Raw genomic sequence first — 18,602 nt, 5'->3', positions numbered from 1 at the left:
AATGAGCGATCAGCAAACGCACTTCGGCTTCAAGACCGTCAGGGAATCCGACAAGGCCCACAAGGTGGCCGAGGTCTTTCATTCCGTCGCGCAAAAATACGACGTCATGAATGACCTGATGTCGGCCGGTCTGCACCGGGCCTGGAAGTTTTTCACCATCGAAACCAGCGGCGTGCGCCCCGGTGACCGTGTGCTCGATATTGCCGGTGGCACTGGCGACCTGTCGAAGGCCTTTGCGAAAAAGGTCGGCAAGAGCGGCCAGGTCTGGCTGACCGACATCAACAGCTCGATGCTTGGCGTTGGCCGCGACCGCCTGCTCGATGCCGGTTTCGCCGTGCCCACCGCGCAGTGCGATGCGGAAAAGCTGCCTTTCCCCGACAATTATTTCGATCTGGTTTCGGTTGCCTTTGGCCTGCGCAACATGACGCACAAGGATGTCGCGCTGGCGGAAATGCACCGCGTGCTCAAACCCGGCGGGCGACTGCTGGTGCTGGAGTTCTCCAAGGTCTGGGAGCCGCTCAAGCCCGCCTACGATCTTTACTCCTTCAAGCTCTTGCCCTTCATGGGCAAGCTGGTCGCCAATGATGCCGATTCCTACCAGTACCTGGCCGAATCGATCCGCATGCACCCGGACCAGGAAACGCTCAAGCAGATGATGTACGACGCCGGCTTTGGGCGGGTCGACTATCACAATATGACCGGCGGCGTCGTTGCCCTGCACAAGGGGACGAAAATCGGATGATCCTCGCCGTTGCGCTCAATCGCCTGCTGGCGCATGCGCCGGAGCGGCGCGCCGAACTGGCCAGCCTGGCTGGGCGTACGGTGAAGATTGCCGTGCCGCTTGGCGCGGCGGTGCTGGTGGTCACCCAGGATGGCCGGCTTGCCCACAGCAAGGCCGAGCCCGAAGCCGAACTGACCTTGCCGCTGCCGTTTTTCTACACCCGTCTGGCCAATCGCCAGGCGGCGGCGGGGCAGGTGCAGTTGTCCGGCGATGCCGAGCTGGGCGCGGCGCTGGGCAATGTGCTTGGCAAGCTGCGCTGGGATGCGGCCGAGGAGCTCTCGCAGCTCGTCGGCGATGTGGCCGCGCGCCGGATCGTCTGGCTGGCCGGCAAGGTCGGCGGCATTCCCGGCGCCATTGGCTCGCGTCTCATGATCGCGCTGGTCGAATACCTGCGCGACGAGGCGCCGCTCTTGGCCGCGCGCCCCGATGTGCGTCAGGCTCACGATGACATCGACACCTTGCGCGACGATCTGGCGCGGCTGGAAAAGCGCCTGCAGCGCCTTGAGAACCACGGCAAGGAAGCGTGCTGATGCGGGTATTGCGGCTGCTGAAAATCGCCCGTGTGGTGATCCGCTACGGGCTGGATGAATTCCTGCTTGGCCACGAGCGCGTGCACGGCCTCTCGAAGCTGGTGCGCGCCGCTTTTTTCTGGCGCGACCTGTCCGCGCCGCGCGGCGAACGCCTGCGGCTGGCGCTGGAAGACCTCGGCCCCATCTTCGTCAAGTTCGGCCAGGTGCTCTCCACCCGCCGTGACCTGATGCCGCCCGATCTGGCCGACGAGCTGGCCAGGCTGCAGGATCGCGTCCCGCCCTTTGCCGCCGAGGTGGCGATCGCGGTGATCGAGCGCGAGCTGAAACAGCCGCTTGCCAAGCTCTATGCCGAATTCGGGCGCGAACCGGTGGCATCGGCGTCGATTGCCCAGGTGCACGCGGCCACGCTGCCCGACGGGCGCAAGGTGGCGGTCAAGGTGCTGCGCCCCGGCATCCTGCCGGTGATCGAATCCGATCTGGCGCTGATGCGCGTGATGGCGGCGCTGGTCGAAAAACTGTTTGCCGACGGCAAGCGGCTCAAGCCGAAGGAAGTCGTCGCCGAATTCGACCGCTATCTGCACGACGAACTGGACCTGATGATCGAGGCCGGCAACGCCTCGCAGCTGCGGCGCAATTTCATCGGCTCCGACCAGCTGCTCGTTCCCGAGGTGCATTACGACTGGACCGCGCGCGAGGTGCTGACGCTGGAATGGATGGACGGCATTCCGGTCGGGCGCATCAATGAGTTGCGCGCGGCGGGGATGGACCTGAAAAAGCTCAGCCGCTTCGGCGTCGAGATCTTTTTCACCCAGGTGTTCCGCCACGGCTTTTTCCATGCCGACATGCACCCGGGCAATATCCTCGTCGCCGCGGACAACCGCTATATCGCGCTGGATTTCGGCATCGTCGGTTCGCTGAACGACCACGACAAGCAATACCTGGCGATCAATTTCCTCGCCTTTTTCGAGCGCGACTACAAGCGCGTCGCCTCCGCGCACATCGAATGCGGCTGGGTGCCGAAAGACACGCGCGTCGAAGAGCTGGAAGCCGCGGTGCGCACCGTGTGCGAGCCGTTCTTCAACAAGCCCCTGTCGCAGATTTCCTTTGGTGTCGTGCTCTTGCGCCTGTTCGAGGTGTCAAGGCGCTTCAATGTGGAAATCCAGCCGCAGCTGGTGCTGCTGCAGAAAACGCTGCTGAACATCGAGGGGCTGGGCCGCCAGCTCGACCCGGATCTTGACCTGTGGCAGACCGCCTATCCCTTTCTCAAGCGCTGGATGCACGAGCAGATCGGCTGGCGCGGGCTGCTTGCCAATCTGAAGCACGAGGCGCCGCAGTGGGCGACGCTCCTGCCCGGCCTGCCGCGCCGGCTTGGCGAAGTGCTGAACCAGAACCCGACCGAGCTGCTGCTGGCCGGCTACAAGGGCCTGATGTGGGAGCAGAAAAAGCGCAACTGGCTGCTGATGCTGATTGCGCTGCTGCTGGCGGCCGGCGTTGCGGCACTGTGGCTGGGGCGCTGAAAGGCCTGCCCGGCCTGCCCCATGGTGCGGCAAACCCGCCAGATCAGCCCGGCAGGGGCATGTGAGAAGTCAGCATCGCCCGCTTGGCTTGCGTGCCCCCTTCGCGCTGCGGAGCAAGCCGTGCTTGCCAAAAAACCTTGTCGATCAGTTTGTTGTCTTGGGTATATGGCTGCAGCCCTTTCTGGTGATGGGCTGTGGCGCTATACCTCTGAATTGATGGGCGTGCGCCGTTCTGCGTTCCGGTTTCCCCGGAATTTCGTAACGCGAAAGCTGGTCAATATGGCGGTTATCCCCTATCAAAGCGCGGGCGCGGCGGGCTTCTTCTGCTAAAATGTCGGCCATTTTTGTCCATTTTGCTTTCAACTTACTGGATTGCCATGGCCGTACTCGAACCGATTGCCGAGAAAGACCTACCGCTCAAGCGCGACCTCGACCTGCTCGCCGAGCTGCTTTCTGACACCATCCGCGAACAGGCGGGTGCCCTGACTTCCGATCAGATCGAATCCATTCGTGCCATGGCCGTGCGCTATGTGCAGGAGCACGATGCGGCGGCGGGCCAGGCCCTGTCCCGCACGCTGTCCTCGCTGGAACTCAACAGCACCATTTCGCTGGTGCGTGCGTTCAGCTACTTCTCGCACCTGTCCAACATCGCCGAAGACCTGCACCACAACCGCCGTCGTCGCGCCCACAAGATCAAGGGTTCCGGCCCGCAGCGCGGCAGCCTGGCCTCCGCGATCAGCGACCTGACCGCCCGCAACATCAAGCCGGCCGACATCCTGGGCTTGCTGAATGAAACCCTGATCGCGCCGGTGATGACCGCGCATCCGACCGAGGTGAAGCGCAAGACCATTCTTGACTGCCACCGTGCGCTGGCCGAGCTGCTGACCGAGCGTGATCGTGTGCAGATGACGCCGGACGAGGAAAAGGCCAACCAGGACGCGCTCGAGCGCGTGATGCAGACACTGTGGCAGACGCGCGAAATCCGCACCTTCAAGCTCAAGGTGCAGGACGAGATCGAGAACGGCTCGACCTATTTCCGCAATACCTTCCTGCACGAGATTCCGCGCCTCTACATCGACCTGGAAGACCAGCTCTCCGAATTGTCCGGCCAGCAGGTCGAACTGCCGAATTTCATCCATGTCGGCAGCTGGATTGGCGGCGACCGCGACGGCAACCCCTTCGTGACCGCCGAGGTGCTCAAGTACGCGGTATCGCGCCAGGCCGGCGTGGTGCTGGATTACTACTACCAGCAATGCCAGAAGCTGGAAAACGAATTGTCGATGTCGGCGCGCCTGGTGCAGGTTGACCAGTCGCTGCAGCAGCTCGCCGACCAGGCGACCGAAGACGTGGCGCGCAAGGGTGGCGGCGAGCCGTATCGCCTGGCGTTGTCCGCGATCCGTGCACGCGTGTTCGCCACTGCCGCCAAGATCGGTACCTTCCACCACACGCTGCACGATGTGGCGCACGCCGCGCCCTACGAGCTGCCGCAGGAGCTTGCGGCCGATCTGGCCGTGGTGGCCAACTCGCTGAAGGCCCATGGCGCCGCCAAGATTGCCGGCGGCCGCCTGCGCCGCCTGCAGCGCGCGGTGAGCGTGTTCGGTTTCCACATGGCGCCGATCGACATGCGCCAGCATTCCGGCATGCACGAGAAGATCGTTTCCGAACTGTTCAACCGTGCCGGCCTGGAAGACTACCTGTCGCTGGACGAGCATTCCCGCCGCGTGGTGCTGCTGCGCGAGCTGGCCAGCCCGCGTCCGCTGATCTGCCCGTACGACGTCGAATACAGCGAAGACGTGCAGAAGGAGCTGAACATCCTCAAGGCCGCCGCCGAGATCCAGGCGCAGTACGGCGAGGAAGTGCTGCCGAACTACATCATCTCCAACTGCGATTCGGTGTCCGACATTCTGGAGGTCGCTGTGCTGCTCAACGACGTTGGCCTCGTATCGCTGGCGCCCCAGGTGCGCAGCAAGGTCAACATCATTCCGCTGTTCGAGACCATCCCCGATCTGCGCGGCAGCGACGTCATCATGACCGAGCTGTTCAGCATTCCGCAGTGGCGCCAGCTGCTGGCCTGCCGCGATGGCGTGCAGGAAGTGATGCTGGGCTATTCCGACTCCAACAAGGACGGCGGCTACCTGACTTCCAACTGGGAGCTGTACAAGGCCGAGCTGAAGCTGGTGGATGTGTTCAACAAGTTCGGCTTCAAGATGCGCCTGTTCCATGGTCGCGGCGGTACCGTCGGCCGTGGCGGTGGCCCGGCTTACGATGCCATCCTCGCGCAGCCGGCCGGTTCCGTGAATGGCCAGATCCGCATTACCGAGCAGGGCGAAGTCATCGCCGCCAAGTACGCCGACCGTGAAGTGGGCCGCCGCAACCTGGAAATCCTGGTGGCCGCGACGCTGGAAGGCAGCTTCCCGCCGCCGTGCCCGGCCGATTTCGACCCGACACCGCGCCGCGCGCTGATGGAGCGCCTGTCGGTGCGTGCCTACCAGGCCTACCGCGATCTGGTGTACGCCACACCCGATTTCGTGACCTACTTCCGCGAAGCCACGCCGATCGGCGAAATTCCGAACCTGAACATCGGTTCGCGCCCCTCGGCGCGCAAGGCCACCAACAGCATCGCCGACCTGCGCGCGATTCCGTGGGTCTTCTCGTGGTCGCAATGCCGGCTGATGCTGCCGGGCTGGTACGGTTTCGGCACCGCGATTGCCGACTACCTGAAGGAAGCCGGCGACGAAGGCCTGCAAACCCTGCGTCACCACTACAAGACCTGGCCCTTCTTCACCAGCTCGATTTCCAATATGGAAATGGTGCTGGCCAAGTCCGACATCGCGATTGCCGCGCGCTACTCCGAGCTGGTGCATGATCAGCAGCTGGCGCAGCGCGTGTTTGGCCGCATCAAGGACGAATGGCAGCGCGCCGTTGACGCCGTACTGGCCATCACCGGCCATGACGAGTTGCTCGGCGACAACCCGATGCTGGCGCGCAGCCTCGCCAATCGCCTGCCTTACCTCGACCCGCTGAACCACCTGCAGGTCGAGCTGCTCAAGCGCATGCGCGGTGGCGATGAAAGCGAGGAAGTTGCCCACGCTGTCCACCTGACCATCAACGGCATTGCCGCCGGTCTGCGCAACAGTGGCTAAGCAGGGCAAGGCACACCGGCAGGGCCAGCCCCTGCCGGATCGCCACAACGGGGGCTCGCGCACGCAGGTGCGCTGGCCCCTGTTTTTTTGTGTGCTGGCGCTGTCCGGCACGCTGGGCGCCGCCGTTCCCTCGCATTTTGGCGACCAGATGGAAGCCCAGCTGTCCTGCCGCAGCGAGTGGTCGCCCGATTACTGGCGCAATTATTTCCGCCAGTACCTGGGGCAGCCGCTGCGCGTCTGGGGTGAGGCGGAGTGGTTCGATGCGCAAAAGGCCGAGCTGGCCGGCAATACCACGCTGGAAGTCTGGGCCGAAGTGCCCGAGTCCGGCGTGCGCATGGTCGGGGCCCTGCTCAAGGGCCGGCTGGTGGATGTGAAGGCCAATATCGAGGAGCGGCTCGGTTACGGCTTCGTCGCCCTGCCGGGGCCTTACCCGCGCTATCTCTCGAAATTCGGCAGCGTGCTGGTGCCGGTGGTCGGCACCAATGAAGAGCAGGTGAAGTGGTACTGCGCCCGCTGGCACCTGGGCAACCGGCCCTGAGAGCGGCAGCGCCTCAGTGCAGATAGCTGTCGCGCAGCCGCGCGACTTCGCCATTTTGCAGTAGTGTGGCGAAGGCGGCGGCAAAGCGCTGGTAGAGCGCGTCGTCGACGGCCGGGTTGAAGGCGTAATAGCAGCCGTAGCCTTTTTTCAGCAGCCAGGCCGATTCGACCTGCTCGGCCGGCAGGCCCAGGCGGCGCGCCTGATAGGCGTAGGAGAGCCGGATGCCGGAAACCAGATCGAAGCGCCCTGCATAGAACATGCGCACCATGCTGCCCGAACTGGGGACGCGAATCAGCTTGTCCGGTGCCAGATTCAGCGGCTGCAGCACTTCGCGGTCGGCGCCTTCGGCGGGAAGGCCGATGGAGTACTGGTGCAGATCGGTCAGCGAGACGATGCGGATGTCGCGCCGGCCGGCGAGTTTCAGCAGCTCGATGTCGCAGCTGTCCAGCGGCCCGACCCAGCGGTATTTCTGCTCGCGCTGCGGCGTGCGCACGGTGGTGAACAGCAGGCTGTTCGCATCGCGCTCATTGCTCTGCAGTGCGCGTGGCCAGGGTTGCAGGATGACGTCCACGCTGATGCCCGCCTCGCGGGCGATGCGCAGCAGCAGCTCGTGGGCATAGCCGCTGATCCGCTCGCCGTCGCGGTAATTGAAGGGCGGGAACTCCTCAGTGTAGGCGCGCAGCTCCGCCGCCTGGGTCGGGCCAAGCCAGAACAGCAGGGCGCTGCAGGAGGCAGCAAGGCGGCGAAACAGCGGCATGGCATCGGCATCGAGGGGGCGAAAGGCCTGCTTTCAGGTATAGCCGATCCTGCAGGACGGCGGCCTGCTGGCCGTTGGCCGGTCACCTGAATGGTATCTGATGGGTATATGCATGCAGCCTATTATCAGATTGGGTTACAGGTCTATGCATGTATGGGTATTGGGGTGCCCAACAGCGTGGGGCGACGGCCTGGGGTCGCGCCCGCTGGCCGGCTGAGCGATAATCCTGCTTTGTCTTACGGCGGCGCCTCATGCCTGAACTGATTCCCGATTTTTCGCTGCAAGCCTGCAACACCCTGGGGCTGGCCGCGCGTGCGCAATGGCTGGCGCGCATCGACTCACACGCCAGCCTGCAGGCCGTGCTGGCCGACCCGCGCGTGGCCGGACTGTCGCGTCGCGTGCTGGGCGGCGGCAGCAATCTGGTACTGGGCGGCGACGTGCCGGGCCTGGTGCTCAAGAATGAAATCGGCGGGCGCAGGCTGCTGCGTGAAGATGAGGCCGCCTGGTATGTTGCGGCTGGCGGTGGCGAAAACTGGCACGATTTCGTGCTGTGGACACTGGCGCAGGGCTGGGGCGGGCTGGAAAACCTGGCACTGATCCCCGGCACCGTCGGCGCCGCGCCGGTGCAGAATATCGGCGCCTACGGCGCCGAAATCCGCGACTTGCTGTCCGAGCTGACCGCCTATGCGCTGGATGGCGGCGAAATCCGCCGTTTCACGCAGGAGGACTGCCGCTTCGGCTACCGCGACAGCGTGTTCAAGCAGGAAGAGGCCGGGCGCTGGCTGATTGCCGAGGTGGTGTTCCGCCTGCCGAAAAACCACCGCCCCAATACGGCCTATGGTGACATCGAACGCGAGCTGGCCGAGGCCGGCCTGCCGCGCACGCCGCAGGGCGTCGCGCAGGCCGTGATGCAGGTGCGCCAGCGCAAGCTGCCCGACCCGGCCGTCATCGGGAATGCCGGCAGTTTTTTCAAGAATCCCGTTGTGCCGGCCGCCGTGCACGCGGCCCTGCTGGCACAGTATCCGGCGCTGGTCGCCTATCCGGCCGGCCCCGGGGCGATGAAGCTTGCCGCCGGCTGGCTGATCGAGCAGTGCGGCTGGAAAGGGCGCCGGCTCGGCCCGGTCGGCATGTATGACAAGCAGGCGCTGGTGCTGGTCAACCACGGCGGTGCGATCGGCGCCGACGTGACGCGCCTGATGCAGGCCGTGCAGGCCGCGGTGCGCGAGCGCTTTGGCGTCGGGCTGGAAGCCGAACCGGTGTGGTGGTAGCGGGCAGCATGCTCACGAAACATTGATCGAGTCTAAGTGCTTGATTTATCGGTAAGGTCTTCCTTTGCCGGTGCTAGCCTTGCCGCTTTCGGGTTACAATCGCAGGTTTTCGCTTGCGCTCGTCCCGATGAAACTGATTGTGCTGGGTCTGAACCACCACACCGCCCCGCTGGCGGTGCGCGAGCTGCTGGCTTTCGGGCCGGCCGAGCTCGGTGGCGCCCTGCAGCAACTGGTGGATGCCCCCGGCGTGCACGAGGCCATGATCGTCTCGACCTGTAACCGCACCGAGCTCTACTGCAATGCCGAGGATGGCGATGCCGTGGCGCACTGGCTGGCGCAGCTGCGCCACCGCCAGCCGGACGAGCTGGATGGTTATCTCTACCGCCTGGAAGGCGAAGAAGCCGTGCGCCATGCCTATCGCGTCGCCTGCGGGCTGGATTCGATGGTGCTGGGCGAAACGCAGATCCTCGGCCAGCTGAAGGACGCCGAGCGCGTGGCGCGCGATGCCGGTACGCTGGGCACCTTGCTCAATGGCCTCTTCCAGCGCGCCTTTGCCGTGGCCAAGGATGTGCGCTCGCAGACGCGCATCGGCGCCGCCTCGGTGTCGATGGCCGCCGCGACGGTCAGGCTGGCCGAGCGGATTTTCCCCTCCGTGGCCGAATGCCGGGTGCTGCTGATCGGCGCCGGCGAAATGATCGAACTGTGCGCCACGCACATTCATGCGCAGCAGCCGCAAGCGCTGGTGGTGGCCAATCGCACGCTGGAGCGCGGCGCGGCGCTGGCCAGCCGCTACGGCGGCGAGGCGATGCTGCTCAAGGACTTGCCCGAGCGCATCGCCGAATTCGATGTGGTGGTCAGCTCGACCGCGTCGGCCTTGCCCATCGTCGGCAAGGGCATGATGGAGCGGGCAATCAAGCGCCGCAAGCATCGTCCCGTGTTCATGGTCGATCTGGCCGTGCCGCGCGATGTCGAGGCTGAGGTGGCCCAGCTCGACGATGTCTATCTCTTTACCGTTGACGATCTGGCCGAAGTGGTCCGCGAGGGCCTGGAGTCTCGGCAAAGCGAGGCGGCCCTGGCCGAAGCCATGGTCACCGAGCGGCTGGGCGAGTTCCAGCAATGGCTGGCCGGCCGCGCGCTGGTGCCGACCATCCGTGAGCTGCGCGACCATGCCGAGCGCATCCAGCGCAAGGAGCTGGAACGCGCGAAGAAGCAGCTTGCCGCAGGCGCCGATGCCGAGCAGGTACTGGAAGACCTCGCGCGCCAGATAAGCAATAAATTCCTGCACGCGCCGCTGGCCGCGCTCAACGCCGCCCAGGGCGAGCAGCAGGCCGAGCTGGTCGAGACGGTGCGGCGCTTGTACCGCCTGCACGATCCGGATTAGCGGGCTGGACCAAACGAACACCCAACGCACAGGCGCAGAGACGCAGAGCGAAACGGGTTTTCTCTGTGCCTCTGCGTCTCTGCGTTGAGGTTTTGAAGGTAAAAGAAGCATGAAACCCAGTATTGCCGCCAAATTGGCCCAGCTTGCCGACCGTCTTGAAGAAGTCGGCATGCTCTTGTCCAGCGAAGACGCCACGCGCGACATGGACCAGTACCGCAAGCTCACGCGCGAGCATGCGGAACTGACGCCGGTCGTCGAGCTGTACCACCAGTTCCGCCAGGTCGAAGCCGACCTCGCTACCGCGCAGGAACTGCTCGCCGATCCGGACATGAAGGACATGGCCGAAGAAGAAATCGCGGCCGGCAAGACGCGCATCGAAGAGCTCGACATCGAGCTGCAAAAGGCGCTGCTGCCGAAAGACCCGAACGACGAGCGCAATATCTTTCTGGAAATCCGCGCCGGCACCGGTGGTGACGAATCGGCGCTGTTCGCCGCCGACCTGTTCCGCATGTATTCGCGCTACGCCGAGCGCAACCGCTGGCAGGTCGAGATCATGTCGGCCAATGAATCCGATCTGGGTGGCTACAAGGAAATCATCGCGCGCATCGCCGGCTTCGGCGCCTATTCGCGCTTGAAGTTCGAATCGGGCGGCCACCGCGTGCAGCGCGTGCCGGTGACGGAAACGCAGGGCCGCATCCACACGTCCGCATGCACCGTTGCCGTGATGCCGGAGGCCGATGAAGTGGGCGAGGTGGACATCAACCCTTCCGAGCTGCGCATCGACACCTTCCGTGCCAGTGGCGCGGGCGGCCAGCACATCAACAAGACCGATTCGGCGGTACGCGTCGTTCATTTGCCGACCGGCATCGTGGTCGAGTGCCAGGACGACCGCAGCCAGCACAAGAACAAGGCACGTGCGCTGGCCGTGCTCGCCGCGCGCATCAAGGATGCGCAGCTGCGCGAAATCCAGGCCAAGGAAGCCGCCGAGCGCAAGAGCCTGATCGGCTCGGGTGACCGTTCCGAGCGCATCCGCACCTACAACTTCCCGCAGGGCCGGATGACCGATCACCGCATCAACCTGACGCTCTACAAGCTCGACTTCATCATGGACGGCGATCTGGACGAGCTGACGCAGGCGCTGATCAACGAGCAGCAGGCCGAGCTGCTGGCGCAGTTGGGTGATTGACTGTCGCGAGCATGGTGGCGATCTGAACGACAAAGCCTCCGCAAGGAGGCTTTGTTGTTTAACGACACGGATTTATTTTGCCTTCAGCCGGTTCAGCAGGGTCTGGCTGTCCTTTTCGACGGCGGCCAGCCGGTCACGGTCGCTGCTGAAATCCGGCTCGGCTATGCAGGCCAGCAGCTTTCCGCCCGGATTGTTGAAGCTCAGCCAGGGGCGCTCACTGTCGCAGGTGGATTCTGCTTCCGCCTTGTTGTTGGCTAGCGCGGGCGGAATCTGAATCCCCAGTCGTTGCAGGGTTTTCTGCTGCAGCCGCTGCTCGAGGTTGAGCGATGCATTGGGCTTGATCATGCTCAGCAGCGCCTTGTCACCGGACTCCAGCTCTTTGCCTGCCGGGACGTTCACTTCTGGATGGCGAATGATGTACGCCCACCCCTGGAATACGTACATTGCCTCTCGCAGCAAGAGCGGTTGCAGCTGCAGGCTCTCTTCGAGCACCCTGCGGGTAGCACTCAGCTCAGTCGTTGCCAGTTGCGGGTAGGCGTCGAGTAGATCGGCAAGCAACAGTGTGCCGCGTCGGAGCCCCGCAGCCGCTACCATCAGGTTGATCAGTGTGCGTGAGCCATGGGCCGCCCGCAGCCAGAATTGCTGCTCCTTATTCCATAAGGCCAGCGCGGCGTCGAACTGCCCCGCTGCTGCCAGATCGGCGATCTGGCTGGCGTTGAGCTTGCTGAGCTGCATCGGATAAGCATATCCCGGAATCGGCACAGTCAGGTCCGGTGGCAGCAATTCCGCATAGGCAGGGCGCGACAGCATCTGTTGATAGCGTTGCAGCGGCTCGAGGTGTGCTGCGCGCAGGCTTTGCAGCAGGGCGGCGTGTTCGCGCAGGGCGGGCAGGCATTGCGTGGCATCCTTGCCGCAGAGCCCTTCCGGTAACCTGATCTGCTGGTTCTGGATCTGCAATGGTTTGAACGCTTCGACATAGAGCTTGGCGTGATCCCCGCCAGCCAGGCTGGCGATCTCGGCCTGCCGCGCCAGTGCTGCCGCGGCCAGTCGCAGGCGATCTGGCGCAGTGGCTTTCAGTGCGACCAGATCGACATATCCGTTCTCGTTGGCCGGAACTGGAGGGAGCTGCCAGTCCAGCCACTTCTGTGTGACAGGGTGCAGCGGCTCGTCGAATTGCGCATTGATCAAAAAGGCCGCAACCGGCGTCCCCAACAGGAACAGCAGCAGCAACAGGGTTTGCCAGGGGCCGGGAAAACGGAAGGGGGAGGGCATGGAGGGGAGTTCGTTGGCAAGATGCACTAGCCTGCCACGCGCTGACAGGGCCGGCAAGCAATGCCGGTGCGGGATGGTGCAAAACGCGAAACGGACAAGACGACAAGCCAGGTGTTCGGGCTGCCAGGCCTGATGCGCTTGCCTTTCCCTTGCCGCCTGCTACCCATAAAGGCATCCTCTCGCACCCGCTTCGCAGGAAAGACCGCATGCTGCCCGAACAAGCCCAGAAATTCATGACCCAGCTGCTGCAGATGATGCTGCAGCACCATGCGTCCGATCTGTTCATTTCCGATGATTTTCCGCCGGCGATGAAGATCCACGGCAAGCTCACCCCGGTGGGCCAGAACAAGCTCAACGGCGAGCAGACGCGCGCGATGGCGTATGCGCTGATGAGCGAGGACGAGCGCGCCAAATTCGAGAAAGAGCTGGAGTGCAACTTCGCCATCAGCCCGCCCGGCATCGGCCGTTTCCGCGTCAATGTCTTCGTGCAGCAGGAAAAGGTCGGCATGGTCTTGCGCACCATCACCACCAAGATTCCCGACTTCGACGAAATGGGCCTGCCGGTGATCCTGAAAGACGTGGTCAGCGCCAAGCGCGGCCTCGTGCTGCTGGTCGGTGGCACCGGTTCGGGCAAGTCGACCACGCTGGCGGCCATGGTCGATTACCGCAACCGCAATTCCTACGGCCACATCATCACCATCGAAGACCCGGTTGAATACGTGCACAAGAGCAAGAACTGCCTGGTCACCCACCGCGAGGTCGGCCGCGACACGCACAACTGGTTCGCCGCGCTGAAGAACACGCTGCGCCAGGCGCCCGACGTGATCCTGATCGGCGAAATCCGCGACAAGGAAACCATGGAATACGCGCTGGCCTTTGCCGAAACGGGCCACCTGTGCATGGGCACGCTGCACGCCAACAGTTCCAACCAGGCGCTCGAGCGCATCGTCAACTTCTTCCCCGAGGAGCGCCATCCGCAGCTCTATATGGACCTGAGCCTGAACATGCGCGGCATCGTTTCGCAGCGCCTGATTCCGACGGTGGACGGCAAGGGCCGCTGCGCGGCGATCGAGATCATGCTCAATTCGCCGCTGATTGCCGACCTGATCTTCAAGGGCGACATCGGTGCGATCAAGGGCATCATGGCCAAGTCGAAAGAGCTGGGCATGCAGACGTTTGACCAGGCGCTGTTCGAGCTCTACGAGGCCGGCAAGATCGGCATGGAAGACGCGCTGCGCAACGCCGATTCGCTCAACGAGCTGCGCCTGAAGATCAAGCTGGAAAGCAAGCGCGGCAAGGTCGAGGAAAGCGCGGGCGCCGCGGCGAGCCGGCTCGATTCGCTGAGCCTGATCGCCGACGAGGAGCCGGAGGAAGAAGAGAGCGGCGAGGGCGAGGCAGAAGGTGCGGAAGGGGCCGGGAAGCCGGCCGGCGGCTGATCCTGCGCAGGTGACGATGCCGCTGCGCAAATCGCGCAGGGATTTGCGCAGCGGAACTACGCGCTGTCACGCGGTCGCGCGCCTGCCCGTGTTAAGTTGGCGGCTTGCCCTGTCCGGATGGCCCCATGCCCTACCAGATCTTCACCATCATCGCGCCAGTGCTGCTGATCGCCGTGCTCGGCTGGCTGTATGCGCGCAGTCGGCCCATCGATCTCACCGCGCTGAACCGGCTCAATGTCGAGCTGCTCTCGCCCTTGCTGGTGTTTACCGCGATGGCGCAGCGCGAGGTGCACTGGGGCGCCGACCTGCCGCTGCTGGCGGCGGTGACGCTGGTGACGCTGGGCAGCGGGCTGGCGGCGTGGCTGCTGGCAAGGCGGCTGCGGCTGAACGTCCCGGCCTTTGTCGTGCCGCAGATGTTCACCAACACCGGCAATATGGGCCTGCCGCTGTGGCTGTTTGCCTTTGGTCCGCAGCATTTCTCGTCGGCGGTCGTGGTTTTCGTTTATCTCAGTCTTTTGCACTTCACGCTGGGCGTGCGGTTGTTCAAGCGCGAAGCGGCGCTGCTCAGTGTCATCAATACGCCCATGGTCTGGGCGCTGCTTGCTGGGCTAGCCGTGCAAGGCCTCTCGATACCCATGCCGATATGGCTATTCAAGCCCATGGAGATGGTGGGCTCCATGGCCATACCCCTGATGCTGTTCGCGCTGGGCGTGCGCATGGCGCAGTTTCGCGTCAGCCGCTGGCGCGACGGCCTGCTCGCCGGCGTTCTCTGCCCGGCTTCAGGGCTGGCGCTGGCCTGGGTGTGCGTTGCGCTCTGGGATTTCGCTCCGGCCCAGGCCGGCATCCTGCTGCTCTACGGCGCCTTGCCGCCGGCGGTGATCAACTACCTGTTCGCCGAGCAATACCGGCAGGACCCGGAGCTGGTTGCCGCCATTGTCGTGGCGGGAACGCTGCTGTCGCTGATCTTCGTGCCGCTGGGGCTGGCGCTGGGGATGGGGTGAGGGGCGGGGAGTGAGGAGTGGGTCCGCATGCAAAAAGCCGTCGCAAGCGACGGCTTTTTGCTGGGTATCTGCTTGAGGCCAAGGAAAGATACTGGTTTGATGTGTATCGGGTGGTGGGTATGCTGCACCTCACACCTCACACCTCACACCTCACACCTCACACCTCACACCTCACACCTCACACGACTTAGCCGCGCTCACCCTGGGCGACGGCGTCGACCTGTTCCTGGCTCATGTGGCGCACATCGCGGCCCTTCACCAGATAGATGACCTGCTCGGCCACGCTGACCGACAGGTCGCCGATGCGCTCGATGGCCTTGGCGATCCACAGGATGTCGAGCATCAGCGTGATGGTGCGCGGGTCTTCCATCATGAAGGTGATCAGCTGGCGGTTCAGCGCGCGGTATTCGGTATCGAGCTGGGTGTCCAGGCGCTTGACCTCGCTGGCGGTCAGCGCATCCATGCGGGCGAAGGCATCGAGCGCCTGCGCCAGCATGCCCAGCGCATGATTGGCGATGTGGTTGAGGTCATGCAGGCGCGGCACCTGCAGCTTGCCGCCTTCGAAAATTGTGCGGGCGCGCTGGCAGATCCGCGCGGCCTTGTCGCCCACGCGTTCCAGGTCTTCCACCGACTTGATCACGGCCATCACCAGGCGCAGGTCGCTGGCGGCGGGCTGGCGGCGGGCGATCATGTGTACGCACATGTCGTCCAGCTTGGTGTGCATGGCGTTGACCTGGTCTTCCTGCTCGATCACCTGGCTGATGATGGCGGAATCGCCCGTGGCCAGGGCTTCCATGGCCTGGCGGACCTGTTGTTCAACCAGGCCGGCCATGCCGAGCACCTGCGAACGGATGGCTTCCAGTTCGGCGTCAAATACTTTAGAAATGTGTTCGGACATGCGCGTATCTCCGGCAGGGTAAGGGCGCCACAATAGCAGGGAAGTATTGCATTTGTGTTGCAAGTCACGAAGGCCCGGCGTGACAACGGGGGCCTTTGGCGGCCCCCGTTCAGCGCAGTGTAGCAGCGCAGGCTGCCTTACTTGAAGGTTTTCACGCCGCTGGCGGTGCCCAGCAGCAGGATGTCGGCGCGGCGGTGCGCGAAGATGCCGTTGGTGACGACGCCGACGATTTCATTGATCGCGCTTTCCAGCTTGTTGGCTTCCGTAATCTGCAGGCCATGCACGTCGAGGATGACGTTGCCGTTGTCGGTCACCACACCCTCGCGGTAGGCCGGATGGCCGCCGAGCTTGACCAGCTCGCGTGCGACATGCGAGCGCGCCATCGGAATCACCTCGACCGGCAGCGGGAATTTGCCCAATACATCGACGAGCTTGGATTCGTCGGCGATGCAGACGAACTGCTCGGCCACCGCCGCAACGATCTTCTCGCGCGTCAGCGCAGCACCGCCGCCCTTGATCATCTGCAGCTGGCGGTTGATCTCGTCGGCGCCATCGACATAGACGGGGATGCGGTCGACGGCGTTGAGGTCGAAGACGGGAATGCCGTGCTTTTTCAGCCGCGCGATGCTGGCCTCGGATGACGACACCGCGCCCTGGATGCGCCCCTTGATTTCGCCAAGCGCGTCGATGAAGTAGTTGGCGGTCGAGCCGGTGCCCACGCCGACGATGCAGTCATCGGGCACATACTGGATGGCGGCGCGGCCTACGGCTTCTTTCAGTTCGTTCTGGTTCATGCTCATTCTCCTGCAAACCCGGGCGAGGCAGCGGCGCGGCCTCATTGCGCAGCGATTGTAGCCCGACTGGCGGCCAGCGGCTTGCCGCGCGTCAAAGGCGTGGGATACCGTTCACTCAAACAAGAACGCAGAAAACCTTGCAACGCAGAGGCGCAGAGACGCAAAGGAAGACAAAATCTTCCATTGTTTTTCTCTGCGCCTCTGTGCCTCTGCGTTGGGTTTTTGGTTTTTCTGGTAGGTATATGTCTGCAGCCATTTTTGTTGAATGACTATATGGATATAGGGTTGTGGGTAATCAGCTTGGCAGCGTCAGCAGCCAGGCGCGGATGCCGTCGAGCAGCATCTGCACGGCGATGGCGGTGAGGATCAGCCCCATCAGCCGCTCAAAGGCGGCGGTGACCTGCTCGCCGAGCACGCGACTGATCTTTTCGCAGAAGGCCAGCGTCAGCGCGCAGACCAGCATGGTCAGCAGCAACGCGCCCACCCAGTGCCACAGGCGATCCGGGTCGCGCGCCACCAGCAGCAGTACGGTTGCCAGCGCCGAGGGGCCGGCGAGCAGCGGAATCGCCAGCGGCACGATCCAGGGCTCGCCATGGCCGGCGTGGCCAAACACGCCTTCGGGGCGCGGAAACACCATGCGCAGCGCGATCAGGAAGAGGATGACGCCGCCGGCGATGCCCAGCGAGGTTTGCGAGAGGTGCATCAGCGCCAGGAATTTGCCGCCGAACAACATGAAGGCGAACAGCACCAGAAAGGCCACGCTGACCTCGCGGGCAATCATCGCCGTGCGCCGCTCGCGCGGCACCTGCTTCATCAGCGAGACGAACAGCGGAATGCCGCCAAACGGGTCGGTGACCATCAGCAGCAGGATGAAGGCGGAGAGAAAGCTGGTCGAGTCCATGCGGACAGTGTAGCGCCCGGCTGCCCGCGCGGAATAAGGGCTATCCTCAGGGGTGCGCTGTGGCGGGGGATATGTCATGCTGAACCATGTCCGCGACATGACACGATGATGACGCCCACGCCACGCTTTGCCGCCCAACTCGCCAGCATCGACGCCGAACTGTTCACGAAGCCGGCCGATGCCCAGCGCCGCTGCCTGCAGCTGCTGGAAGAGGCGCGGCAGGTGGACGAGCCGGCCTTCATCCAGGCCGCGCTCAAGCTTTCCTATATCGAAGACCAGCTGGGTGAAACCGGCACCGCGATCAGCATCATCAAGGAGGCGCTGGTGCTGGCGCGCAAGCTGGGGCTGCGCGCCGCCGAGGCCGAATTGCTGGAGCAGATCGGCCGCTGCTATTACACGCGCGGCCTGTATCCGGAAGCGCTCAACGCCTGGGAGCCCAGCCTGCGCCTGAGCGACGGCCTGCCCGAGTTGTGGCGCAGCCGCGCGCTGGCGCTGGTGGGCCTGGGGCAGATCTGCGATGCCTTTGGCCGCAATGATCGCGCGGTGGCGCTGCACCGCCGCGCCGATCTGCTGCTGCTTGGGCAGCAGGACGATTATCTGAGCTCGGTCATCAAGATCAATCTGGGCGCCAATCTGCTGAAACTGGATCGTCTGGACGAGGCGCGCGTGGCGCTCGACGAAGCGCTGGGCATCTGCCAGCGCGGTGGCTTTCCGCACCACGCGGCCGAAACGCTGTGGCGGCTGGCCGAGCTGGAGCTGCACGCCAGCGAACTGGATGCGGCGCAGGGCTTGCTGGAAAACGCGCTGGAGACGCTGGTCGATACGCCGTATCACTGGGGCGAGGCCAATATACTGGGCGGGCTCGCCGAGGTGCAGTTCCGCCGCGGCGATGCAGCCGCCGCGCTGGAAACCGTCAATCGCGGCCTGCTGATCGCCCGCAGTGACGGCCTGCGCCAGGTCGAAGCCCGGCTGACCGCGCAGGCCAGCGTCTACGCCTGGGTCTGTGGTCAGGAGGTGCAATTCCAGCTCCTGCGCGAGCGTGCCAGCCTTTTGCAGGGGCGCATCGAGCAGGAGGCGCGCCAGCACCACCTGCAGATGCTGGCCGATGCGCTGGGCCGCGAATTCGTGCTGGGCACGGAGCCCGCTGCGGGCTGAGCGTCGGCAAGGCTGACCGGGCTGCTGATTGGCAAGGCTTCCCG

General features: G+C 64.2%; 16 protein-coding genes. 11 read left to right on the top strand and 5 right to left on the bottom strand.

Annotation, left to right across the window (positions count from 1 at the left end; genetic code table 11):
* Nucleotide 1: 1 nt before the first annotated feature.
* The 5 genes from ubiE (at nt 2) to C515_RS0104130 (ending at nt 6,509) form a co-directional block, all read left to right on the top strand.
* Complete coding sequence (ubiE, locus tag C515_RS0104150) at nt 2–742, top strand: bifunctional demethylmenaquinone methyltransferase/2-methoxy-6-polyprenyl-1,4-benzoquinol methylase UbiE (RefSeq protein WP_028454502.1); 741 nt, start codon at nt 2–4, stop codon at nt 740–742.
* Entirely contained in the window at nt 739–1,311 is a 573-nt protein-coding gene (locus C515_RS19450; protein WP_043648036.1) for a ubiquinone biosynthesis accessory factor UbiJ, read from the top strand. Before ubiE ends, C515_RS19450 begins: the two co-directional genes overlap by 4 nt.
* On the top strand, nt 1,311–2,828 hold the full coding sequence (ubiB, locus tag C515_RS0104140; RefSeq protein WP_028454501.1) for a ubiquinone biosynthesis regulatory protein kinase UbiB: 1,518 nt from the start codon (nt 1,311–1,313) through the stop codon (nt 2,826–2,828). The genes C515_RS19450 and ubiB overlap by 1 nt, the downstream gene beginning before the upstream one ends.
* A 377-nt stretch (nt 2,829–3,205) precedes the next feature.
* Nucleotides 3,206–5,971 (top strand): phosphoenolpyruvate carboxylase, encoded by a 2,766-nt coding sequence (gene ppc / locus C515_RS0104135; protein WP_043648033.1) that lies wholly within the window; start codon nt 3,206–3,208, stop codon nt 5,969–5,971.
* Nucleotides 5,964–6,509: a hypothetical protein gene (locus tag C515_RS0104130; protein WP_028454499.1), complete on the top strand. Its 546-nt coding sequence runs from the start codon at nt 5,964–5,966 to the stop codon at nt 6,507–6,509. Before ppc ends, C515_RS0104130 begins: the two co-directional genes overlap by 8 nt.
* Before the next feature lie 13 nt (nt 6,510–6,522).
* Here C515_RS0104130 and C515_RS0104125 read toward each other — a convergent pair whose 3' ends face one another.
* On the bottom strand, nt 6,523–7,266 hold the full coding sequence (locus C515_RS0104125) for a substrate-binding periplasmic protein (protein ID WP_028454498.1): 744 nt from the start codon (nt 7,264–7,266) through the stop codon (nt 6,523–6,525).
* A 251-nt stretch (nt 7,267–7,517) separates the two neighbouring features.
* On the opposite strand from C515_RS0104125, the gene murB reads away from it, so the two are divergent.
* The 3 genes from murB to prfA all read left to right on the top strand — a co-directional run bounded on the left by murB (nt 7,518) and on the right by prfA (nt 11,101).
* On the top strand, nt 7,518–8,534 hold the full coding sequence (murB, locus tag C515_RS0104120; protein WP_028454497.1) for a UDP-N-acetylmuramate dehydrogenase: 1,017 nt from the start codon (nt 7,518–7,520) through the stop codon (nt 8,532–8,534).
* 127 nt (nt 8,535–8,661) lie between these two features.
* A complete protein-coding gene (hemA, locus tag C515_RS0104115) occupies nt 8,662–9,915 on the top strand; it encodes a glutamyl-tRNA reductase (RefSeq protein WP_028454496.1) in 1,254 nt (417 codons plus the stop codon).
* Nucleotides 9,916–10,024: 109 nt separating this feature from the next.
* Entirely contained in the window at nt 10,025–11,101 is a 1,077-nt protein-coding gene (prfA, locus tag C515_RS0104110) for a peptide chain release factor 1 (protein WP_028454495.1), read from the top strand.
* Between the two features lie 72 nt (nt 11,102–11,173).
* On the opposite strand, the gene C515_RS0104105 is transcribed toward prfA, so the two are convergent.
* A complete protein-coding gene (locus tag C515_RS0104105; RefSeq protein ID WP_144290333.1) occupies nt 11,174–12,373 on the bottom strand; it encodes a hypothetical protein in 1,200 nt (399 codons plus the stop codon).
* A 206-nt stretch (nt 12,374–12,579) separates the two neighbouring features.
* Between C515_RS0104105 and C515_RS19440 the strand changes: the two genes are divergently transcribed.
* The gene (locus C515_RS19440; RefSeq protein WP_051304612.1) at nt 12,580–13,809 is read left to right on the top strand and encodes a PilT/PilU family type 4a pilus ATPase; all 1,230 of its coding nucleotides are present in this window, start codon (nt 12,580–12,582) and stop codon (nt 13,807–13,809) included.
* Between the two features lie 125 nt (nt 13,810–13,934).
* Nucleotides 13,935–14,810 (top strand): AEC family transporter, encoded by an 876-nt coding sequence (locus C515_RS0104090; protein WP_028454493.1) that lies wholly within the window; start codon nt 13,935–13,937, stop codon nt 14,808–14,810.
* 187 nt (nt 14,811–14,997) lie between these two features.
* Here C515_RS0104090 and phoU read toward each other — a convergent pair whose 3' ends face one another.
* The 3 genes from phoU to C515_RS0104075 all read right to left on the bottom strand — a co-directional run bounded on the left by phoU (nt 14,998) and on the right by C515_RS0104075 (nt 17,403).
* Nucleotides 14,998–15,708 (bottom strand): phosphate signaling complex protein PhoU, encoded by a 711-nt coding sequence (gene phoU / locus C515_RS0104085; protein ID WP_028454492.1) that lies wholly within the window; start codon nt 15,706–15,708, stop codon nt 14,998–15,000.
* 137 nt (nt 15,709–15,845) lie between these two features.
* Nucleotides 15,846–16,502 carry a ribose-5-phosphate isomerase RpiA gene (rpiA, locus tag C515_RS0104080; protein WP_028454491.1) on the bottom strand — a complete coding sequence of 219 codons (657 nt, stop codon included), beginning with the start codon at nt 16,500–16,502 and terminating at the stop codon, nt 15,846–15,848.
* 295 nt (nt 16,503–16,797) lie between these two features.
* The gene (locus C515_RS0104075) at nt 16,798–17,403 is read right to left on the bottom strand and encodes a MarC family protein (protein WP_028454490.1); all 606 of its coding nucleotides are present in this window, start codon (nt 17,401–17,403) and stop codon (nt 16,798–16,800) included.
* A gap of 105 nt (nt 17,404–17,508) precedes the next feature.
* On the opposite strand from C515_RS0104075, the gene C515_RS0104070 reads away from it, so the two are divergent.
* A complete protein-coding gene (locus tag C515_RS0104070; protein WP_028454489.1) occupies nt 17,509–18,558 on the top strand; it encodes a tetratricopeptide repeat protein in 1,050 nt (349 codons plus the stop codon).
* Nucleotides 18,559–18,602 lie beyond the last annotated feature (44 nt).

The organism is Chitinilyticum litopenaei DSM 21440 (assembly GCF_000428145.1).
Taxonomy (GTDB): Bacteria; Pseudomonadota; Gammaproteobacteria; order Burkholderiales; family Chitinibacteraceae; genus Chitinilyticum; species Chitinilyticum litopenaei.
Note: the sequence above shows the minus strand (reverse complement) of the source record. Positions and strands in the feature narration are given on the sequence as shown.